General features: G+C 47.3%; 14 protein-coding genes. 11 read left to right on the top strand and 3 right to left on the bottom strand.

Translation table 11 applies throughout. The features are described 5' to 3' along the window. Window positions 1–6 precede the first annotated feature (6 nt). Together C6H00_RS05425 and edd are read right to left on the bottom strand one after the other, a co-directional pair. The gene (locus C6H00_RS05425; protein WP_104749994.1) at window positions 7–636 is read right to left on the bottom strand and encodes a bifunctional 4-hydroxy-2-oxoglutarate aldolase/2-dehydro-3-deoxy-phosphogluconate aldolase; all 630 of its coding nucleotides are present in this window, start codon (window positions 634–636) and stop codon (window positions 7–9) included. Window positions 637–645: 9 nt separating this feature from the next. Continuing rightward, entirely contained in the window at window positions 646–2,436 is a 1,791-nt protein-coding gene (gene edd, locus C6H00_RS05420) for a phosphogluconate dehydratase (protein WP_104749993.1), read from the bottom strand. Window positions 2,437–2,526: 90 nt separating this feature from the next. Between edd and C6H00_RS05415 the strand changes: the two genes are divergently transcribed. Genes C6H00_RS05415 through C6H00_RS05395 form a run of 5 tightly spaced genes read left to right on the top strand, consistent with a single transcriptional unit; the run spans window position 2,527 to window position 8,376 of the window. Further along, on the top strand, window positions 2,527–3,849 hold the full coding sequence (locus C6H00_RS05415; RefSeq protein WP_104749992.1) for a glucose-6-phosphate dehydrogenase: 1,323 nt from the start codon (window positions 2,527–2,529) through the stop codon (window positions 3,847–3,849). Then, complete coding sequence (gene pgl / locus C6H00_RS05410; RefSeq protein ID WP_233704439.1) at window positions 3,846–4,550, top strand: 6-phosphogluconolactonase; 705 nt, start codon at window positions 3,846–3,848, stop codon at window positions 4,548–4,550. Before C6H00_RS05415 ends, pgl begins: the two co-directional genes overlap by 4 nt. Beyond that, window positions 4,531–5,517, top strand: a complete 987-nt coding sequence (locus tag C6H00_RS05405; protein WP_104749991.1) for a glucokinase — start codon at window positions 4,531–4,533, stop codon at window positions 5,515–5,517. Before pgl ends, C6H00_RS05405 begins: the two co-directional genes overlap by 20 nt. Then, entirely contained in the window at window positions 5,514–7,178 is a 1,665-nt protein-coding gene (gene pgi, locus C6H00_RS05400; RefSeq protein WP_104749990.1) for a glucose-6-phosphate isomerase, read from the top strand. The genes C6H00_RS05405 and pgi overlap by 4 nt, the downstream gene beginning before the upstream one ends. Then, a complete protein-coding gene (locus C6H00_RS05395; protein WP_104749989.1) occupies window positions 7,162–8,376 on the top strand; it encodes a sugar MFS transporter in 1,215 nt (404 codons plus the stop codon). The genes pgi and C6H00_RS05395 overlap by 17 nt, the downstream gene beginning before the upstream one ends. On the opposite strand, the gene ligA is transcribed toward C6H00_RS05395, so the two are convergent. Continuing rightward, the gene (gene ligA, locus C6H00_RS05390) at window positions 8,373–10,562 is read right to left on the bottom strand and encodes an NAD-dependent DNA ligase LigA (RefSeq protein ID WP_104749988.1); all 2,190 of its coding nucleotides are present in this window, start codon (window positions 10,560–10,562) and stop codon (window positions 8,373–8,375) included. The genes C6H00_RS05395 and ligA overlap by 4 nt on opposite strands. Before the next feature lie 60 nt (window positions 10,563–10,622). Here ligA and C6H00_RS05385 point away from each other — a divergent pair, with 60 nt between their 5' ends. The 6 genes from C6H00_RS05385 to carA all read left to right on the top strand — a co-directional run bounded on the left by C6H00_RS05385 (window position 10,623) and on the right by carA (window position 16,271). Continuing rightward, entirely contained in the window at window positions 10,623–11,573 is a 951-nt protein-coding gene (locus tag C6H00_RS05385; RefSeq protein WP_104749987.1) for a chemotaxis protein, read from the top strand. 17 nt (window positions 11,574–11,590) lie between these two features. After that, window positions 11,591–13,345, top strand: coding sequence for an aspartate--tRNA ligase (gene aspS / locus C6H00_RS05380; protein ID WP_104749986.1), 1,755 nt, complete (start codon window positions 11,591–11,593; stop codon window positions 13,343–13,345). Further along, a complete protein-coding gene (locus tag C6H00_RS05375; RefSeq protein WP_104749985.1) occupies window positions 13,342–13,914 on the top strand; it encodes an adenylate kinase in 573 nt (190 codons plus the stop codon). Before aspS ends, C6H00_RS05375 begins: the two co-directional genes overlap by 4 nt. A gap of 8 nt (window positions 13,915–13,922) precedes the next feature. Then, window positions 13,923–14,447, top strand: coding sequence for an inorganic diphosphatase (ppa, locus tag C6H00_RS05370; protein ID WP_104749984.1), 525 nt, complete (start codon window positions 13,923–13,925; stop codon window positions 14,445–14,447). A gap of 142 nt (window positions 14,448–14,589) precedes the next feature. After that, window positions 14,590–15,141 carry a DUF507 family protein gene (locus C6H00_RS05365; RefSeq protein ID WP_104749983.1) on the top strand — a complete coding sequence of 184 codons (552 nt, stop codon included), beginning with the start codon at window positions 14,590–14,592 and terminating at the stop codon, window positions 15,139–15,141. After that, a complete protein-coding gene (gene carA, locus C6H00_RS05360; protein ID WP_104749982.1) occupies window positions 15,141–16,271 on the top strand; it encodes a glutamine-hydrolyzing carbamoyl-phosphate synthase small subunit in 1,131 nt (376 codons plus the stop codon). The genes C6H00_RS05365 and carA overlap by 1 nt, the downstream gene beginning before the upstream one ends.

Genomic DNA, 16,271 nt, shown 5'->3' with positions numbered 1-16,271 from the left:
GTCTAATTATAGCAAACTCGCCTGCACCACACTCTGTTTAGCAATTTGGGTAATTTGATCCCATTGCCCCTTTGTTATCAAGTCTTGAGGGGTGAGCCATGAACCCCCCACACAAGCGACATTTTCTAAGGCCAGATAATTACGCATATTCTCTAAACTGATCCCCCCCGTAGGGCAAAATTGCACACCCGCAAAGGGCGCGCTAAAGGATTTGAGCAATTTCACCCCCCCCACCGCTTCTGCTGGGAAAAGTTTGAGCGCGCTAAAGCCATATTCTAAAGCTAACATCAATTCCCCCGCGCTCGCCACTCCCGGAATCAAGGGAATATCCACGCTCTTAGCCTCCTGTGCAAATTTGGCATTGATCCCCGGGCTGATAGCAAAGCGCGCCCCTGCCTTTTGGGCTTGCTCCAGCATGGAAACATTTAAGATTGTGCCCGCGCCTACGATGGCTTCAGGCACTTCTTTAGCAATCAGAGCGATCCCCTCTAGCGCGCCCGGGGTGCGCAAGGTGATCTCTAAAATTTTAATCCCGCCCTTGAGTAAGGCTTGAGCAAGGGGTATGCCATGTTTGGGCTCTGGCAAAGTGATCACAGGGATAATTTTCCCGCAATTTAAAATCTCTAAGGCTTGCATTTATTCTCCTTAATTTCCAAAACTAGTCGCTCCAGTTTCTGCACTGGTGGCTACACTTCTAAAGGCGGCAAAGAGCTCGCGTCCACTGCCAAAGTGATCGCGTGGGGCGGGCTTAGGCGTTCTGCTCTCCCATTCTTTAGAACCTACTAAAGCTTGTAAGACCCCTTCTTGTGCGTCCAAAAGCACCTCATCGCCTTCTTGCAAAAGCGCGATCGCCCCGCCTAACAGAGCTTCCGGGCTCAAATGAATGGCTGCAGGCACTTTGCCCGATGCCCCACTCATGCGCCCATCAGTGATCAACGCCACCTTAAAGCCCTGATCTTGGAGTGTGCCTAAAATGGGGGTAAGTTTGTGCAATTCGGGCATGCCATTGGCCCGGGGGCCTTGATAGGGCAACACGGCGATGAAGTCGCGATTCAAATCCCCTTGTTTAAAGCGATCTAAAAACTCTTGTTGGGAGTGGAAAATGAGCGCGGGGGCTTGGATTTTTTGGTGTTCCTTAGCCACAGCCGAAACCTTGATCACCGCGCGCCCTAAATTGCCTTTAAGTGTTCTTAGGCCTCCATCTAGGCTAAAGGGTTCTTTTATAGGGCGCACAATATTAGTGTCTAGACTCTCCAATACGCCCTCCTTATAGGTGAGCTTGTCCTCCAGCAAATAGGGGTTTTTGGTGTAGGCATGTAGCCCCTCTCCCATGATTGTCTCACAATCCTCATGCAAGAGCCCGGCACTTAGCAACTCGCGCACCACAAAGGCTAACCCTCCGGCTGCCTCGAATTGATTCACATCGGCTTTGCCATTGGGATAGACGCGCGTTAGCAGGGGGGTCATCTGAGAAATCGCGTCAAAATCATCCCAATTAATGATAATCCCTGCGGCCTTGGCAATCGCTACAAGATGGATAGTGTGATTAGTTGAGCCTCCTGTCGCCATCAAGCCCACCATCGCGTTCACAATATTCTTTTCACTTAGCAACACCCCAATGGGTTTAACCTCTTGGGTAGCCATATGCGTAGCAGCTGCTTTAACTAAGGCCTGCCTCAAGGAGGTAGTAGGATTGATAAAGGCAGAATTTGGTAGGTGCAAGCCCATGAGCTCCACCATCATTTGGTTAGAATTGGCCGTGCCATAAAAGGTGCAAGTGCCCACAGAGTGGTAAGATTGCATTTCACTCTCTAAGAGCGCGTCTCGTGAGATTTTGCCCTGTGCAAAGAGTTCACGCGTTTTAGACTTTTGTGCGTTAGAAATCCCGCTACTCATCGGCCCTGAGGGCACAAAAATACTGGGCAAATGCCCAAAATGCAACGCCCCCATGAGCAAACCGGGCACGATCTTATCACACACCCCCAAGTAAAACGCCCCATCAAAGACATTATGAGAGAGCGCGATCGCGGTGCTCATCGCGATCACATCGCGCGAAAAAAGACTGAGCTCCATGCCCTCATACCCTTGTGTGATCCCATCACACATGGCCGGCACGCCTCCGGCAAATTGCGCGCTCAAACCATGTTTAAAAAGCTCTTCTTTGAGCAGATCGGGATAAGTTTTAAAAGGCTGGTGGGCGGAGAGCATATCATTATATGCCGAAACAATCGCAAAGTTGCGCCTTTGGGTGTCTTTGATAGTGTTTTTGAGATGAGCGGGTAGGCTGGCGTAAGTGTGGGCTAAATTCGCACAACCCAAGTCTTTACGCGCGATCTTGCCTTGATGCCCAGCGATGCGCTCTAAGTAAGCTTGACGGGTGGATTTACTGCGCTCCATGATAAGTTTTGTAACATGGTTGAGGGCTTTTAGTGCCATAGATGATCCTTATATGTCTTGTGCATGCGCAAAGTATGCTATCTTTTTGGTAAAAATATCCCATGCGTAGGCTGGGTTTAAAGGATTTTCATGCGTGAGGGTCATTTTATTTTGCTGGGCGCAACGGGGGATTTAGCCCTACGCAAAATATTCCCCGCCCTTTATAGGGCCTATAGGGATCAATTATTAACCCCTAATATTTTAGCCACAGGGCGCTCGCGCTTCACCCAAGAGGAATTTTTACATGTATTAGACTCTAAGGTCAAAGCAAAATTTGCCCCAAAAGAGCAAGATTTGTGGGAAAATTTTACCCAAAAAGTCCGCTATGCGTCCATGGATTTAAATAGGGCAGAAGATTTTAGAGCCCTCCAAACCTCTACCCTCCACCCCAATACTTTAATTTACTTTTCTATCGCCCCGGAGTTTTTTGCGCTCGCTTGCGCACACTTAGCCCAAGTGGGGCTGAATGCGCCCTCTGCCAAAATTGTGTTGGAAAAACCCTTAGGCGTGGATTTGCATTCCGCGCGCGCCATCCATGAGAGTATCGCCCAGTATTATCAAGAGAGTCAGATTTATCGCATTGATCATTACTTAGGCAAACAGAGCGTGCAAAACCTCCTAACTTGGCGCGCTTCAAACCCTTTGCTCCAAAGCCTTTGGAATAAAAATCATATCGATCATGTGCAAATTAGTGTGTGTGAGACTTTGGGAGTGGAGAGTCGGGGCGGTTTTTATGATCCCATGGGCGCGTTGCGCGACATGCTCCAAAATCACATGCTCCAAATGTTGAGCCTGCTCACCTTACCTCTGCCAAACAAGCTAGAAGCCCCCTTAATTCGCCAAGCCAAGCTCACCCTACTCAAAAGCCTCAAACCTCTGCAACCTAAAAACCTCGCCAAACAAGTGATTCGCGCCCAATATAGCGCGCATAGAGACTTTGTAGGTTATCGTCAAGAACCCCATATCAATCCACAAAGCCAAACGGAAACCTTTGTCGCGCTCAAACTAGAGATTGATCGCCCTGAGTGGGCGGGCGTGCCCTTTTATTTGCGCACGGGTAAGCGCATGGGAGACTCCTTTGTGCGCGCTAGAGTGGCTTTTAAAGGGGGTAATTTCCTAGAGTTTCATGTCCAACCCAATCCCTCTCTCTGTTTTAAGCTTGCTCCCTTTACACTTTCTAGCGCGCTAGAAAGTGGCATGGACGCTTACCAACGACTCATCTTGGACGCGTTTGACTCCAACCAAAGCGCGTTTAACCACCAAGACGAGTTAGAAGCCGCTTGGGTGTGGCTTGATCCCATCTTGCAAGCATGGCAAGCCAATGAAACCCCCTTGTATTTCTACCCAGCGGGGAGTTTTGGTCCCAAAGAGGCTTTTGATCTGCTGGAGAAGGAGGGGCGTGCGTGGTTTTGAATTTTTTAGAACTTACCGATATGGGTACTCCTCAAGGATGCCTAGATAGTTTTGGATGCCATGCTAGTGCATTCACGGATGATCTAGACTATCTTTATGCCACAGACGATCACCAAATCCATATCGCCTTTTCGGGAGGCAAAAGCCCGATCCCCTTTTTAGAATATTTAGCAGGTCTCACTTGGTGGGATGAATACACTCTTAGTTTGGTGGACGATCGCATTGTCCCCCCCGATCACGAGGATAGCAACGCGCGTTTGATCCATAGGCATTTTTTAGATAAGGTGCGCTCTAAATTTAACATTGATGTGCCCTTTACCCCCTTAGTTGCAGATGCCAGCCTCCCTCCCGAGATGATCTTACAAAAGGCCCTGGAGAGTTACAAGCAACCCGATTTGGCACTGCTTGGCATGGGCTTGGACGGACACACCGCCTCGCTTTTCCCCGATGCACCTGAATACGAGCATGCCCTAAGCACAACCCAGCCCCTTGTGCTCACCACACCAAAAAACGCCCCCCACAAGCGCATTAGCATGAGTTTGCACGCTTTAGAGAGCTGTAAGGAATGCTGGTTACTCATCTCTGGAGAGGAAAAACGCAGGGTTTTTGATGAGGCTTCTAAGGGGATCAACCCCCAACTTCCCATTTCCTACATCTTACATTCTGAAAAGGTGAGTTGTAATGTCTTCTATACTCGATAAAACTTACCCCCGCCTGCTTGCCGACATTGGAGGCACGAACGCACGCTTTGGGCTAGAGGTTGCCCCCCAACAGATTGAGCATATTGAAGTCTTGCCATGCCAAGACTATAGCACCGTTGTTGATGCGATCAAGGCGTATCTCTCTAAGGTCAAAAACCCCACGGTGAAATACGCCGCGATTGCCATCGCTAACCCGGTGATGGGGGATTGGGTGCAGATGACTAACCACCATTGGGCATTTTCTATTGAAACCACACGCCAAGCCCTGCGCTTAGAGGTGCTTATTTTGATCAATGACTTCACCGCTCAAGCGCATGCCATTTCTCAGATCAGCTCCGAAGAGTTAGTACAGGTGGGGGGGAATGTGTGCGGGATTGATGCACCTAAGGTGGTTTTAGGACCGGGTACAGGCTTAGGGGTGAGCGCGCTCATTCCCTGCTGTGATGGCTCTTACACCGCCTTAGCTGGAGAGGGGGGGCATGTGAGCTTTGCGCCCTTTGATGATACCGAGATTATGATTTGGCATTATGCGCGTAAAAAATATGGACATGTGTCTGCTGAACGCTTTTTAAGCGGTGCAGGCTTAGTGCTTATCCATGCCGCCCTAGCTGATCGAGAGGGCGTTAAAGTCAATCATATGACCCCTGAGCTCATCAGCCAACAGGCACTCAGCGGTAAATCACCTCTATGTCGTCTTACTTTGGATATTTTTTGCACTATCTTAGGCACTGTGGCCTCCAACATGGCCTTGATTTTAGGTGCGCGCGGAGGGGTGTATTTGTGTGGTGGGATTATCCCACGCTTCATTGACTATTTCAAAACCTCGCCCTTCCGTCTGCGCTTTGAAAATAAGGGGCGTTTTGCGGCGTATTTGGCGGCCATTCCAGTCTATGTAGTGCTCTCCAAATACCCCGGTATTAAAGGCGTAGCGGTCGCTTTAGAAAACCATTTAAAGGCAAAGGCATGAATTTTACCGCCCTGCCCGCCTTTAAGGCCTTAAGCGCGCATTTTACCCACCTCAAAGAAGCGCACATGAAAGACATGTTTGCCAAAGACCCAGAGCGCGCCACGCGCTATTTTCTCAAAGTGGGCAGTCTCTGTTTGGATTATTCTAAAAACCGCATCAGTGATGAAACTTTGAAGCTTTTGAGAGATTTAGCTCAAGGGTGTGGTCTAGAGCGCAAGATTGAAGCGATGTTTTCCGGGGAAAAAATCAACACCACAGAGGGGCGCGCGGTCTTGCATACGGCTTTGCGCAACCAAGCACACGATCCCATCGTGGTAGAGGGGGAAGATGTGATGCCCAAAGTGCGCGATGTGCTTGCGCGCATGGCAGATTTTAGCGACGCTCTGCGCTGTGGGCGTTGGCTAGGTTATAGTAATCAAGTGATCACTGATGTTGTTAATATTGGGATCGGAGGTTCAGATTTGGGGGCATTAATGGTGTGCAAAGCACTCAAACGCTACGCTCACCCGCGCTTAAACATGTATTTTGTTTCTAATGTAGATGGGATTCAAATTCAAAGCGTGTTGGATAAAATCCATCCGGAAACCACACTCTTTATTGTCGCTTCTAAGACTTTTTCCACTCAAGAAACCTTAACTAACGCTCTGAGTGCGCGCGCGTGGTTTTTAGATCACGCCCATGATCGCGCCCATATTGCCAAACATTTTGTCGCCGTGTCCACCAATAAACAAGCCGTGCAAGATTTTGGGATCGACACGAAAAACATGTTTGAGTTTTGGAATTGGGTGGGGGGGCGTTATAGTCTGTGGTCGGCAATTGGGCTCTCCATTATGATTTATCTAGGCAAGGAGAATTTTCAAGAGCTTTTGGGCGGGGCTTATGAAATGGACATGCATTTTAGAAATACTCCCTTTGAGCATAACATGCCCGTGATTTTAGCCCTACTAGGGATTTGGTATGTGAACTTCTTTGATGCGGGCAGTCATTTGATCGCCCCTTATGATCAGTATTTGCGCTATTTCCCTAGATTTATCCAGCAGTTGGATATGGAAAGCAATGGCAAGCGCACGACTTTATGTGGGGAAGTGGTCAATTACGATACTGGCCCCATCATTTGGGGTGATTTGGGGATCAACTCCCAACATGCCTTTTTTCAGTTGCTCCATCAGGGTACACATTTAACCCCCATTGATTTTATCGCTTCTTTGAGCAAGGAGGGCAATTTACCCGGCCACCATGAAATTCTTTTAAGCAATGTTTTTGCTCAAGCGGAAGCGTTCATGAAGGGTAAGGATTACACAGAAGCCTATCAGCAACTCCTAGATAAGGGCATGGAAGCAGAGAGCGCGCGCCTGATTGCGCCCCATCGGGTTTTTTCAGGCAATCGTCCTAGCAACATGCTTTTATTGGACGCGATCACACCTAAGAGTGTAGGTAATTTGGTTGCGCTCTATGAACATAAAATTTTTGTACAGGGGGCGATTTGGGATATTAATAGTTTTGATCAATGGGGCGTGGAGCTGGGCAAGGAATTAGCTAAGGATATTCTCATTCAGTTGCGCGAGGAGGAGTCCAAAAACCCCCATGATAGCTCCACCCAGCACCTCATCAATCTCTATAAAACCTACAACAAAGGAATTTCACATGCAGACCAAGAGTAACAGCTTTGCGCTGGGTGCACTGACGGCACTATTTTTTGCCATGGGTTTTATTACGGTTTTAAACGATATTTTGATTCCTCATCTCAAGAGAATTTTTGATCTCAACCATTTTGAAGCAGCTTTGGTGCAACTTTGTTTTTTTGGGGCTTATTTCATCACTGGAGGGCCTTTTGGAAAACTCCTAGATAAGATCGGGTATCCGGCAGGCGTGGTGGGGGGTTTTTTGCTCACCGCTTTGGGTTGTATTCTATTCTACCCCGCTGCCTCTACTGCCTCTTACCCTATCTTTTTAGGCGCATTTTTTATTTTGGCTAGTGGAGTCGTGCTTTTGCAAACTGCAGGTAATCCTTTTGTGACTCTGTTGGCCCCGGGCAAAGAGGCGAGCGCGCTCACTTTGGTGCAGGCCTTTAATTCACTAGGCACGACCTTAGGGCCTATTTTTGGGGCATCGCTCATTATTGCAGATACCACTCATATTGTAGATAAGATCAAAGACGCGCAATCTGTGCAAATCCCTTATTTAATGATTGCAGGGGTGCTTGTCTTATTGGGCATTCTTGTTTATTTGCTCAAGCTTCCGGATGTGCGCGATCGTGCTGAACAAATTAGTGAGGAAAATCACGATGGTAAGCAAAGTCTCTTTGAATACCCCCATTTGGTGCTAGGAGCTTTGGCGATTTTCTTTTATGTGGGCGCAGAAGTATCTATTGGATCATTCCTTATTCTAACAATGGAAAAAGTTGCTAACATGGATGCCAAAGTGGGGGCAACCTATATCAGTGCTTATTGGGGTGGGGCGATGGTGGGTCGCTTTTTAGGGAGTGCGATCATGCAAATTATTGCGCCCAATAAATGCCTAGGTTTTAATGCTGTAGTAAATGTGTTGCTGATTGCGCTTGCAATTGCATTTGATAATCACTTCACGATTTACGCCCTACTTATCATAGGGCTTTTTAACTCCATCATGTTTCCTACTATTTTCTCTCTAGCTACTAAAAATTTAGGCAAGTTCACAAGCCAAGCTTCTGGGATTATTTGTATGGCTATTGTGGGTGGGGCTATAGTACCTCCTACACAAGGTCTTGTAGCCGATCACATGGGTTTGATTGCTTCTTACCTAGTGCCTTTAGTTTGTTATTTTTATGTCATCTTTTTTGCTCTTTATGGCTATAAGATCGGCGCAGAGGACGACTCTTAGAGTATGAAGGAAGGAGGGGGCATACTTTCTTTAAGACACTTGCGCAATGCATCTATCTCCATAATAGGAATACCTTTTTTTTTGGCCTCTTCTAACTTACTTCCGGGATTTTCTCCACATAGTAGTAGGTGAGTTTTTGCGCTCACTTGGCTTTTTACCTGCGCGCCCAAACTCTCTAAAAATTGGCTTAATTGTTCTCTGGGCATGTTAAAGCTTCCCGTAATAACCACCACCTTGCCCTGAAAAAACCCATGCGTGTGTGCGCTCTGCTTAGGCTCAATACTAGGCTCAAGCAGGCACATCAAATGGGCGATCTGCTCTTTGTTAAGGCGTACAAATTCCCAAAAAGAACGCGCGCTTTTATAATCACCACTCTTGCCCGCAAAGACTTTCTTAAATGCCTCTTGATAACCCTTTTCATCTTGATTAAATACTTCTAAGCCTAGAATGCCCGCGAGCTTCTTACTCGCCCCCTTGCCGACATTTTCAATCCCCAAAGCGTTAATAAAACGCCATAAAGGAGCGTGTTTAGTTTTGGCGATAGCATCTAGCAGATTTTGGGCACGCTTGTGCTTCCAGCCCTCTAGCTGGAGCAAATCCTCCAATGTGAGCGCGTACAGATCGCTAATTTGGCTCACCAAACCCACTTGCAATAATTGCCCCACCACTTTATCCCCTAGCCCGCTAATCTCTAGCCCCTGCTTAGAAGCGAAATAAACCAAGCTGGCATGTAGTTTCGCCTTGCAAGAGGGATTAGGACAATAGAGCGCGCGTGTGTAGGAACTCAAGTCTAAGTTACAGCGATAACAAAAGGGCTTATATTCTAGGGCTTGCGCGCATAGGGGACAAGAACGCGCGTTTTTGAGGTGGGTATGGGGGGCAAAACGCACACAAGAGGAGCAAAAATTAGGCTTATCTTTAAGTAAAAGAGGCAAATGGCATTGTGGGCAGATATTAAGGGGCTGTTGTTTTAAGAGAGTCTTACAACTGGGGCAGTGGGTGGGGGGAATGATGGGGGCTTGTGAACCATCGCGCCAATGGATCAAAGGTTTGATCACTTGAGGGATCACATCACCGCTTCTAAGCACGACCACCATGTCATTAAGCCTTAAGTCCTTTTGCTGAATATCTGTATAACTATTGAGTGTGGCGCGCGCCACCTGCGCCCCATCTAAGTTAATGGGCTCTAGGCGCGCGACAGGAGTGATCGCCCCGCTACGCCCTACTTGAGCTATCACCTCTAATAAGCGGGTGTGTTTTTCAAGAGCGGGAAATTTGTAGGCAATGGCAAAGCGGGGGGCTTTGAGGGTGAAACCTAGTTCTTTTTGCATGGCAAAATCATCCACCACCACCACCATGCCATCCATGCCCACTTTGGCGCGCTCTCTTTGGGCATGCAGTTCTGTATAAACCTGTTGGATTTCCTCTATAGCGCTACAAAGACTAAAAGGCATGGGTAAAAAGTCTTGTAATAAGGAGTCCATCATGCCTTTAAAGCTGGAGCTAGAGGGGGTGCAACGCCCTAAACCCCAGGGAGTAAAATTAAGTTTACGCGCCGCGCTTATACGCGGATCAAGTTGGCGTAAACTCCCTGCTGCTGCATTGCGCGCGTTAGCAAAAAGGGGCTGGTTTAACTTTGCTCTCTGCGCATTGATCTTTTCAAAATCTGCGCTCTCAATGGTTACCTCTCCGCGGATTTCTAGGGGGTTTGTGGATGCAATGCGCAAAGGGATAGAGCGAATCGTTTTAGCAATATGAGTAACAAGCTCGCCCTCAATGCCATTGCCTCGCGTAGCAGCACTGATTAATTTACCTTGATCGTAGAAGAGATTGAGCGACACTCCGTCTAATTTGGGTGAACAAGTGAAGCGCGCATGGGGGTATACCTTAAGAATGCGCGCTATCCATGCTTGCAAGCCTTCCAAATCAAAGACATTATCCAAGCTCCACATGCGTTCTAAATGGGTGTGTTTGGGCAGATACGAAAGCAGAGCGTCGCCTACGCGTTGGGTGGGAGAATGCTCTAAAATCTGTTTTGGGTGAGCGCGCTCATACTCTGCAATTTGGGCATACAGCGCATCATACTCAGAATCGCTTACCAGTGGATCGTCTAGCACATAGTAGTGATGGGCGTATTTGCAGGCGCGTTCTACACAATTTTGGTAATCTTGAAAAGTTTGTATCATTGTCCAGTCTTTGCTATAATGGCGGGCATTGTAGCGGAGTTTAGGTTAAAAAGGACAAGCTTGATTAGCGATGTGGATTCTACTATTTCTTTACACCTCAATAATGAGGCGCAGTTTCTCTGCTTCACTCTGGGCGATGACACTAACCATGATGCCGAGCTTTATGGGATCAATATCTTTAAAATCCGCGAAATTATTTACTATGATGGAGATGTAACCGAGACTGTGGGGGGCAATGAGAGTATGATGCTAGGGTTTTTGACCATTCGGGGCGAATCTGTGCCCCTCATTGACATCAGCCGTTGGTTACATTACGATCCGCGCTACCCTACAAGGGATTTAAGCGCGGTGTCTATCCCCGGAGAGGAAAACCTTGTGATCGTGTGCGAGTTTTCTAGCTGTGTGGTGGGCTTAAAAATCTTTGCCATTAAGCGCATTGTGCACAAGAGTTGGGCAGATGTGAGCGTGGGGGATAAACAAGGTTTTAGCGCGGGGGACAAGGTGAGCGCGATCACGCGTTTTGAACAAGATCGCGTGATGCAGATTTTAGATGTAGAGCGCATGCTCGTAGACACTTTCCCAGAAATGCAAGAGATCGATCATCTCAGAACCCAGCTAGTAGAAGCCATCAAGAGTGATAAATTGATTTTAATCGCTGAGGATTCCCAAGTAGCCATGCGCCATTTAGAGCGCATTGTGGACAATCTGCATTTGAAATACCAAACCTTTTCTAATGGGGACGCATTGCTTAAATTCCTCTTTGCAGAGGGGAATTTAGAGCAGGTGGGCGCGATCATCACGGATTTAGAAATGCCCATGGTTTCGGGTTTTGAGGTACTCAAGCGTATTAAAGAGGACGCGCGCGCCAAGCACTTACCCGTGATCATCAACTCCTCTATGAGCAGCGAATCCAATAAACAACTCGCCGATTCTCTGCATGCCGATGGGTTTGTGATCAAATCCCATCCGGATGAAATCCGCGAACTCTTACACGCGTATTTGCAAGCTTAAATGATAAAGGAATAACCATGTTAAGGACACATTTATGTGCCCAAGTGGATGAATCTCTGCTAGGGCAACGCGTAGAGCTATGCGGGTGGTGTCATAATTACCGCGACCATGGGGGGGTAATTTTTATCGATCTGCGCGATAAAAGCGGGTTGGTGCAGTTGGTCTGCGACCCGCAATCTCCAGCTTACCAAGAGGCTAATCTCGTGCGCCATGAGTTCGTGTTGATCGCACATGGAATCGTGCGCTTGAGGGGGGAGGGCTTGGAAAACCCCAAACTCAAAACCGGAAAAATTGAGGTCGTGCTAGAGAGTTTGCGCATTGAAAATAAGAGCTTGACTCCCCCCATTGCTATAGGTGACTCGAGCGTGAATGAGGATTTACGCCTGCAATACCGCTTTTTGGACCTGCGTTCCCCTAAGAGTTATGAAATCTTTAAAATGCGTAGCCGTGTGGCTAAAGCGGTGCGCGATTGTTTGGATTCTTTGGACTTCTTAGAGATCGAAACCCCCATGCTAGCTAAAACCACCCCAGAGGGCGCGCGCGACTTTTTAATCCCTAGCCGTGTGCATGATGGCGCGTTTTTTGCTCTGCCCCAAAGCCCCCAACTCTTCAAACAGCTTTTAATGGTAGCGGGGATGGATCGCTACTATCAAATCGTAAAATGTTTTAGAGATGAGGATTTGCGCGCGGACCGCCAGCCTGAATTTACGCAAGTGGATGTAGAGATGAGTTTTTGCACCCAAGAGGATGTTTTGCAAGTGGCAGAAACCCTCCTAAAATCCGTCTTTGCAAGTGTGGGCGTGGAAGTATCCGCCCCTTTTGAGCGCATGGATTACATGGAGGCGATGGAAAAATACGGGAGCGATAAGCCCGATCTGCGCTTTGAGTTACCCCTTGTGGAAGTGGGCGATCTCTTTGTGCAGAGTAGCAATGAGATTTTTAAGAGCATTGCTAGCGATCCCAAGAAAAATCGCTTTAAAGCCCTGCGCGTGCCCGGGGGAGATAGCTTTTGTAGTCGTAAGTATTTGAGCGAGGCAGAGGCCTTTGTGCGCAGCTTTGGCGCGCAAGGTTTGGCTTATTTGCAAATCAAGCCAGAGGGAGCTAAGGGTCCCTTGGTGAAATTCTTAAGCCCTGAGCATTTAGAAGAACTCTTGGCGCGCACGCAGGCGCAGGTAGGGGATATTCTCTTTTTTGGCGCAGGGGCTAAAAAGGTTGTTTGGGATTACATGGGGCGTTTGCGCTTGAAATTGGGGCAGGATTTGGGATTGATAGATGAAAATGCCTTTAATCTCCTTTGGGTGGTGGATTTCCCCATGTTTGAGAGCACGGAGGGGAAACTGAGCGCAGCACACCACCCCTTTACCATGCCCAAAGACCTAGAGAACACGGATTTAGAAGAAATGCGCTCGATCGCCTATGACATCGTGCTCAATGGGGTAGAGTTGGGCGGGGGAAGTGTGCGCATCCACAAAGAAGAGACTCAGGCTAAAGTTTTTGAACTACTAGGCATTAGCCCCCAAGAAGCCCAAGAAAAATTTGGCTTTTTCTTAGAGGCTTTGAAATACGGCGCACCTCCCCATGCGGGCTTTGCACTAGGACTCGATCGCTTGGTGATGTTGCTTGCCAAAGTGCCCAGTATCCGCGATGTGATCGCCTTCCCCAAAACCCAAAAAGCCACTTGCCTGCTCAGCCAAGCCCCTAGCGAGGCTTCTGAGGAGCAATTAAGAGAATTGCATATCCGCTTAAGAAATCCTAAAAGGACACATTCATGAAAAACCTATTTTTGATCATCGGCGCGCCCGGGAGTGGTAAGACCACAGACGCACAGCTCATTGCACAGCGCAATAGCGAGCAAATGGTGCATTATTCCACCGGCGATCTCTTGCGTGCAGAGATTGCGCAACAAACAGAGCGCGGAAAACGGATTGCAGAATTTACCAATAAGGGCGACCTCGTGCCTTTGGATATTGTGATTGATACCATTATTAGCGCGATTAAAAGCGCGCCTAAGGATGTGGTGATCATTGATGGCTATCCGCGCAGCGTGGAGCAAATGCAAGCTTTAGATCGCATGCTTAAAGCCCAAGAAGAAGTGCGCTTAAAGGGTGTGATTGAGGTTAAGGTGAGTGAGCCGGTGGCTAGGGAGCGCGTTTTAGGACGCTCTAGGGGAGATGATGATAATTTAGAGGTCTTTAACAAGCGCATGCAGGTTTATAGCGAGCCTTTGGAGAGTATTTTAGAGTTTTATAAAGCCCTTGAGGTGCATCAAGAAATCAATGGGGAGCGGGGCATTGAAGAGATTGTGAGCGACATTGAAAACTATATTAAAACTAATCTATAAGGAAAGCTATGCAAATCCAACACATTAAAACCGGTAAAAATCCCGATGCGATTAATGCGATCATTGAAATTCCCTATGGCTCTAAAGTGAAATACGAGGTAGATAAAGAGAGTGGCGCGGTGGTGGTCGATCGCGTGCTCTACCCTTCTATGGTCTACCCAGCTAATTATGGCTTTGTGCCCCACACTTTGGGAGGGGATGGCGACCCAGCCGATATTTTGGTGCTCAATGACGATCCTCTGCAGGCCGGCAGCGTGATCAAATGCCGCTTAATTGGGGTGTTATTTATGGAAGATGAGGGCGGGGTGGATGAAAAGCTTTTAGCAGTGCCTGTAGAAAAAATTGATCCGCGCTATGCTAAGATCCAAAGCCTAGAGGATCTCCCTCCCATCACCTTAGAAAAAATTAAACACTTTTTTGAAACCTACAAAGACTTAGAAAAAGACAAGTGGGTCAAAGTAAAGGGGTTTGGTAATAAAACTCAAGCCCAAGAGGTTTTAGCCAAAGCGACCTTAGATGGCCTAGCAGATTAAGAATCCACCTTAAAGGGGGGCGTTCATTCTGCTATTTGTCTTCGCCCTAGAGCCAGTAAACTTAAAGCTTTTCTTTACCCAACTTTCTCAGTGATCTTTGAGCAAGTATGGGTTAGAATCAGGGTTTTAGAGGATGGTGTCTATGAGGTTAAAATCTAATCATGTCGGTTACATTGTACACAAAATTGCCCAAGATTTGGCACGATCCCCTCTGTTAGAATTGCGGGGAACTCTTGAAGAGATCACAAGTATTATTGCCAGCGCGCTCCAAAAAAATGTCACACAAGAAGCGCACATTGATGCACGGGCGCGTGAGATTTTAGAAGAACATTTAGATGAAATCGAGTTTATGCGCATGGATGAAAGATTGCTGTTTTGGGAGATTAAAAAGCAGTTGGCTTCAGAGGAGGAGTTTGTTTTAGGCTGGGAGGATCGTTGCAACACGCTCTCTCATGCGATTTTAGAGAGTATTTTGGACGCGGACTTGGTAATGTTTTCGGTTTCAGAAAATATGATTCGTAATGTTATTTTTAAATCTATGGATACCTACGCTAAACTTTATGAGAGTGTAGAGTTAGAAGTGGCTGAAAAAATCAAGCATTACAAACGCAAGCTCCCTGTAGGTAGCGATGCTTATGATTTAGTATTTGAGCGCATGTATGAGGAGGAATTGCGCCGTAGGGGCTTTTTATAATGGCCTCTTTACTTTTTGAAAATGGGCTTTTTTTGGAGGGAGAGAGCTTTGGAGCTTTAGGCGTGGCAGTGGGAGAGGTTGTTTTTAACACGGCAATGTCTGGTTACCAAGAGATTGCTAGCGATCCTAGCTACTATGGTCAATTCGTGGTTTTTAGTGCGCCAGAAATCGGGGTTGTGGGAGTCAATGATCAAGACTTCGAATCTTCGAGTTGTTGCACGGGTATTTTAGTGCGCCATGCTCCTAAGCTTTACTCTAATTTTAGGGCCCAGGGAAGTTTAGGCGCATGGCTACAAAAAAGACAGGTTTTGGGCATTTGTGGCTTGGACACGCGCGCCATTGTAGGGATGTTGCGTGATGAGGGAGCAATGCAGTTAGTTATCTCCACGACTCCTATGGAAAAAAGTGCGCTTGAGGAAATTTTAAAAAATACGCCCCCTTTACGCGATTTGAATGTAATTCCTATGGTTTCTCACAAAGCGACACCTCCAACACATGGGCATTATGATTTTCACACTTTAGATTATAAACCCCTTGCACGCGCTAAAAAAAATATTGGGGTTATAGATTTTGGCATTAAACAGAGTATCCTCAATAATTTAGGGGCTGTGGGTTTGGGCGTACGCCTCTATGGACATGAAAGCAAGGCAGAGCATATCTTAGAGGATTATAAACAAGGGTTGATTGGGGGGGTATTGCTCTCTAATGGGCCGGGCGATCCGCTTAAACTCAAAGAGGCGATAAGAGAAATCGCACTCTTAATTGAGGCGGGTATTCCTCTTTGTGGGATTTGTTTAGGCCATCAGCTCTTAAGCCTAGCACATGGCCATCCCACTTATAAACTCAAATTTGGACACCATGGAAGTAATCATCCGGTGTTAAATTACCTCACCGGGCGCATAGAAATTAGCGCGCAAAATCATAATTATTGTGTCCCAGAAAGCTTGGCTAGTATCGCCACCATTACACATAAAAACCTCTTTGATGGCACGATTGAGGGAGTCGCCTACAAGGATTCTCCTATTCTTTCCGTACAGCACCACCCAGAGGCTAGCCCGGGACCTAGCGATGGTTTGTATATTTTTAAGGAATTTGCCCGCCTTGTGGGTAACCACACTTCTAAGAATTGA

The organism is Helicobacter cynogastricus (assembly GCF_900197855.1).
Taxonomy (GTDB): Bacteria; Campylobacterota; Campylobacteria; order Campylobacterales; family Helicobacteraceae; genus Helicobacter; species Helicobacter cynogastricus.
This window is presented reverse-complemented; position numbering and strand designations above follow the sequence as displayed.

Coding starts and splice junctions, on each gene's coding strand:
- C6H00_RS05425 (WP_104749994.1), bottom strand. CDS start 636: ATGCAAGCCTTAGAGATTTTAAATTGCGGGAAAATTATCCCTGTGATC.
- edd (WP_104749993.1), bottom strand. CDS start 2,436: ATGGCACTAAAAGCCCTCAACCATGTTACAAAACTTATCATGGAGCGC.
- C6H00_RS05415 (WP_104749992.1), top strand. CDS start 2,527: ATGCGTGAGGGTCATTTTATTTTGCTGGGCGCAACGGGGGATTTAGCC.
- C6H00_RS05405 (WP_104749991.1), top strand. CDS start 4,531: ATGTCTTCTATACTCGATAAAACTTACCCCCGCCTGCTTGCCGACATT.
- pgi (WP_104749990.1), top strand. CDS start 5,514: ATGAATTTTACCGCCCTGCCCGCCTTTAAGGCCTTAAGCGCGCATTTT.
- C6H00_RS05395 (WP_104749989.1), top strand. CDS start 7,162: ATGCAGACCAAGAGTAACAGCTTTGCGCTGGGTGCACTGACGGCACTA.
- ligA (WP_104749988.1), bottom strand. CDS start 10,562: ATGATACAAACTTTTCAAGATTACCAAAATTGTGTAGAACGCGCCTGC.
- aspS (WP_104749986.1), top strand. CDS start 11,591: ATGTTAAGGACACATTTATGTGCCCAAGTGGATGAATCTCTGCTAGGG.
- C6H00_RS05375 (WP_104749985.1), top strand. CDS start 13,342: ATGAAAAACCTATTTTTGATCATCGGCGCGCCCGGGAGTGGTAAGACC.
- ppa (WP_104749984.1), top strand. CDS start 13,923: ATGCAAATCCAACACATTAAAACCGGTAAAAATCCCGATGCGATTAAT.
- C6H00_RS05365 (WP_104749983.1), top strand. CDS start 14,590: ATGAGGTTAAAATCTAATCATGTCGGTTACATTGTACACAAAATTGCC.
- carA (WP_104749982.1), top strand. CDS start 15,141: ATGGCCTCTTTACTTTTTGAAAATGGGCTTTTTTTGGAGGGAGAGAGC.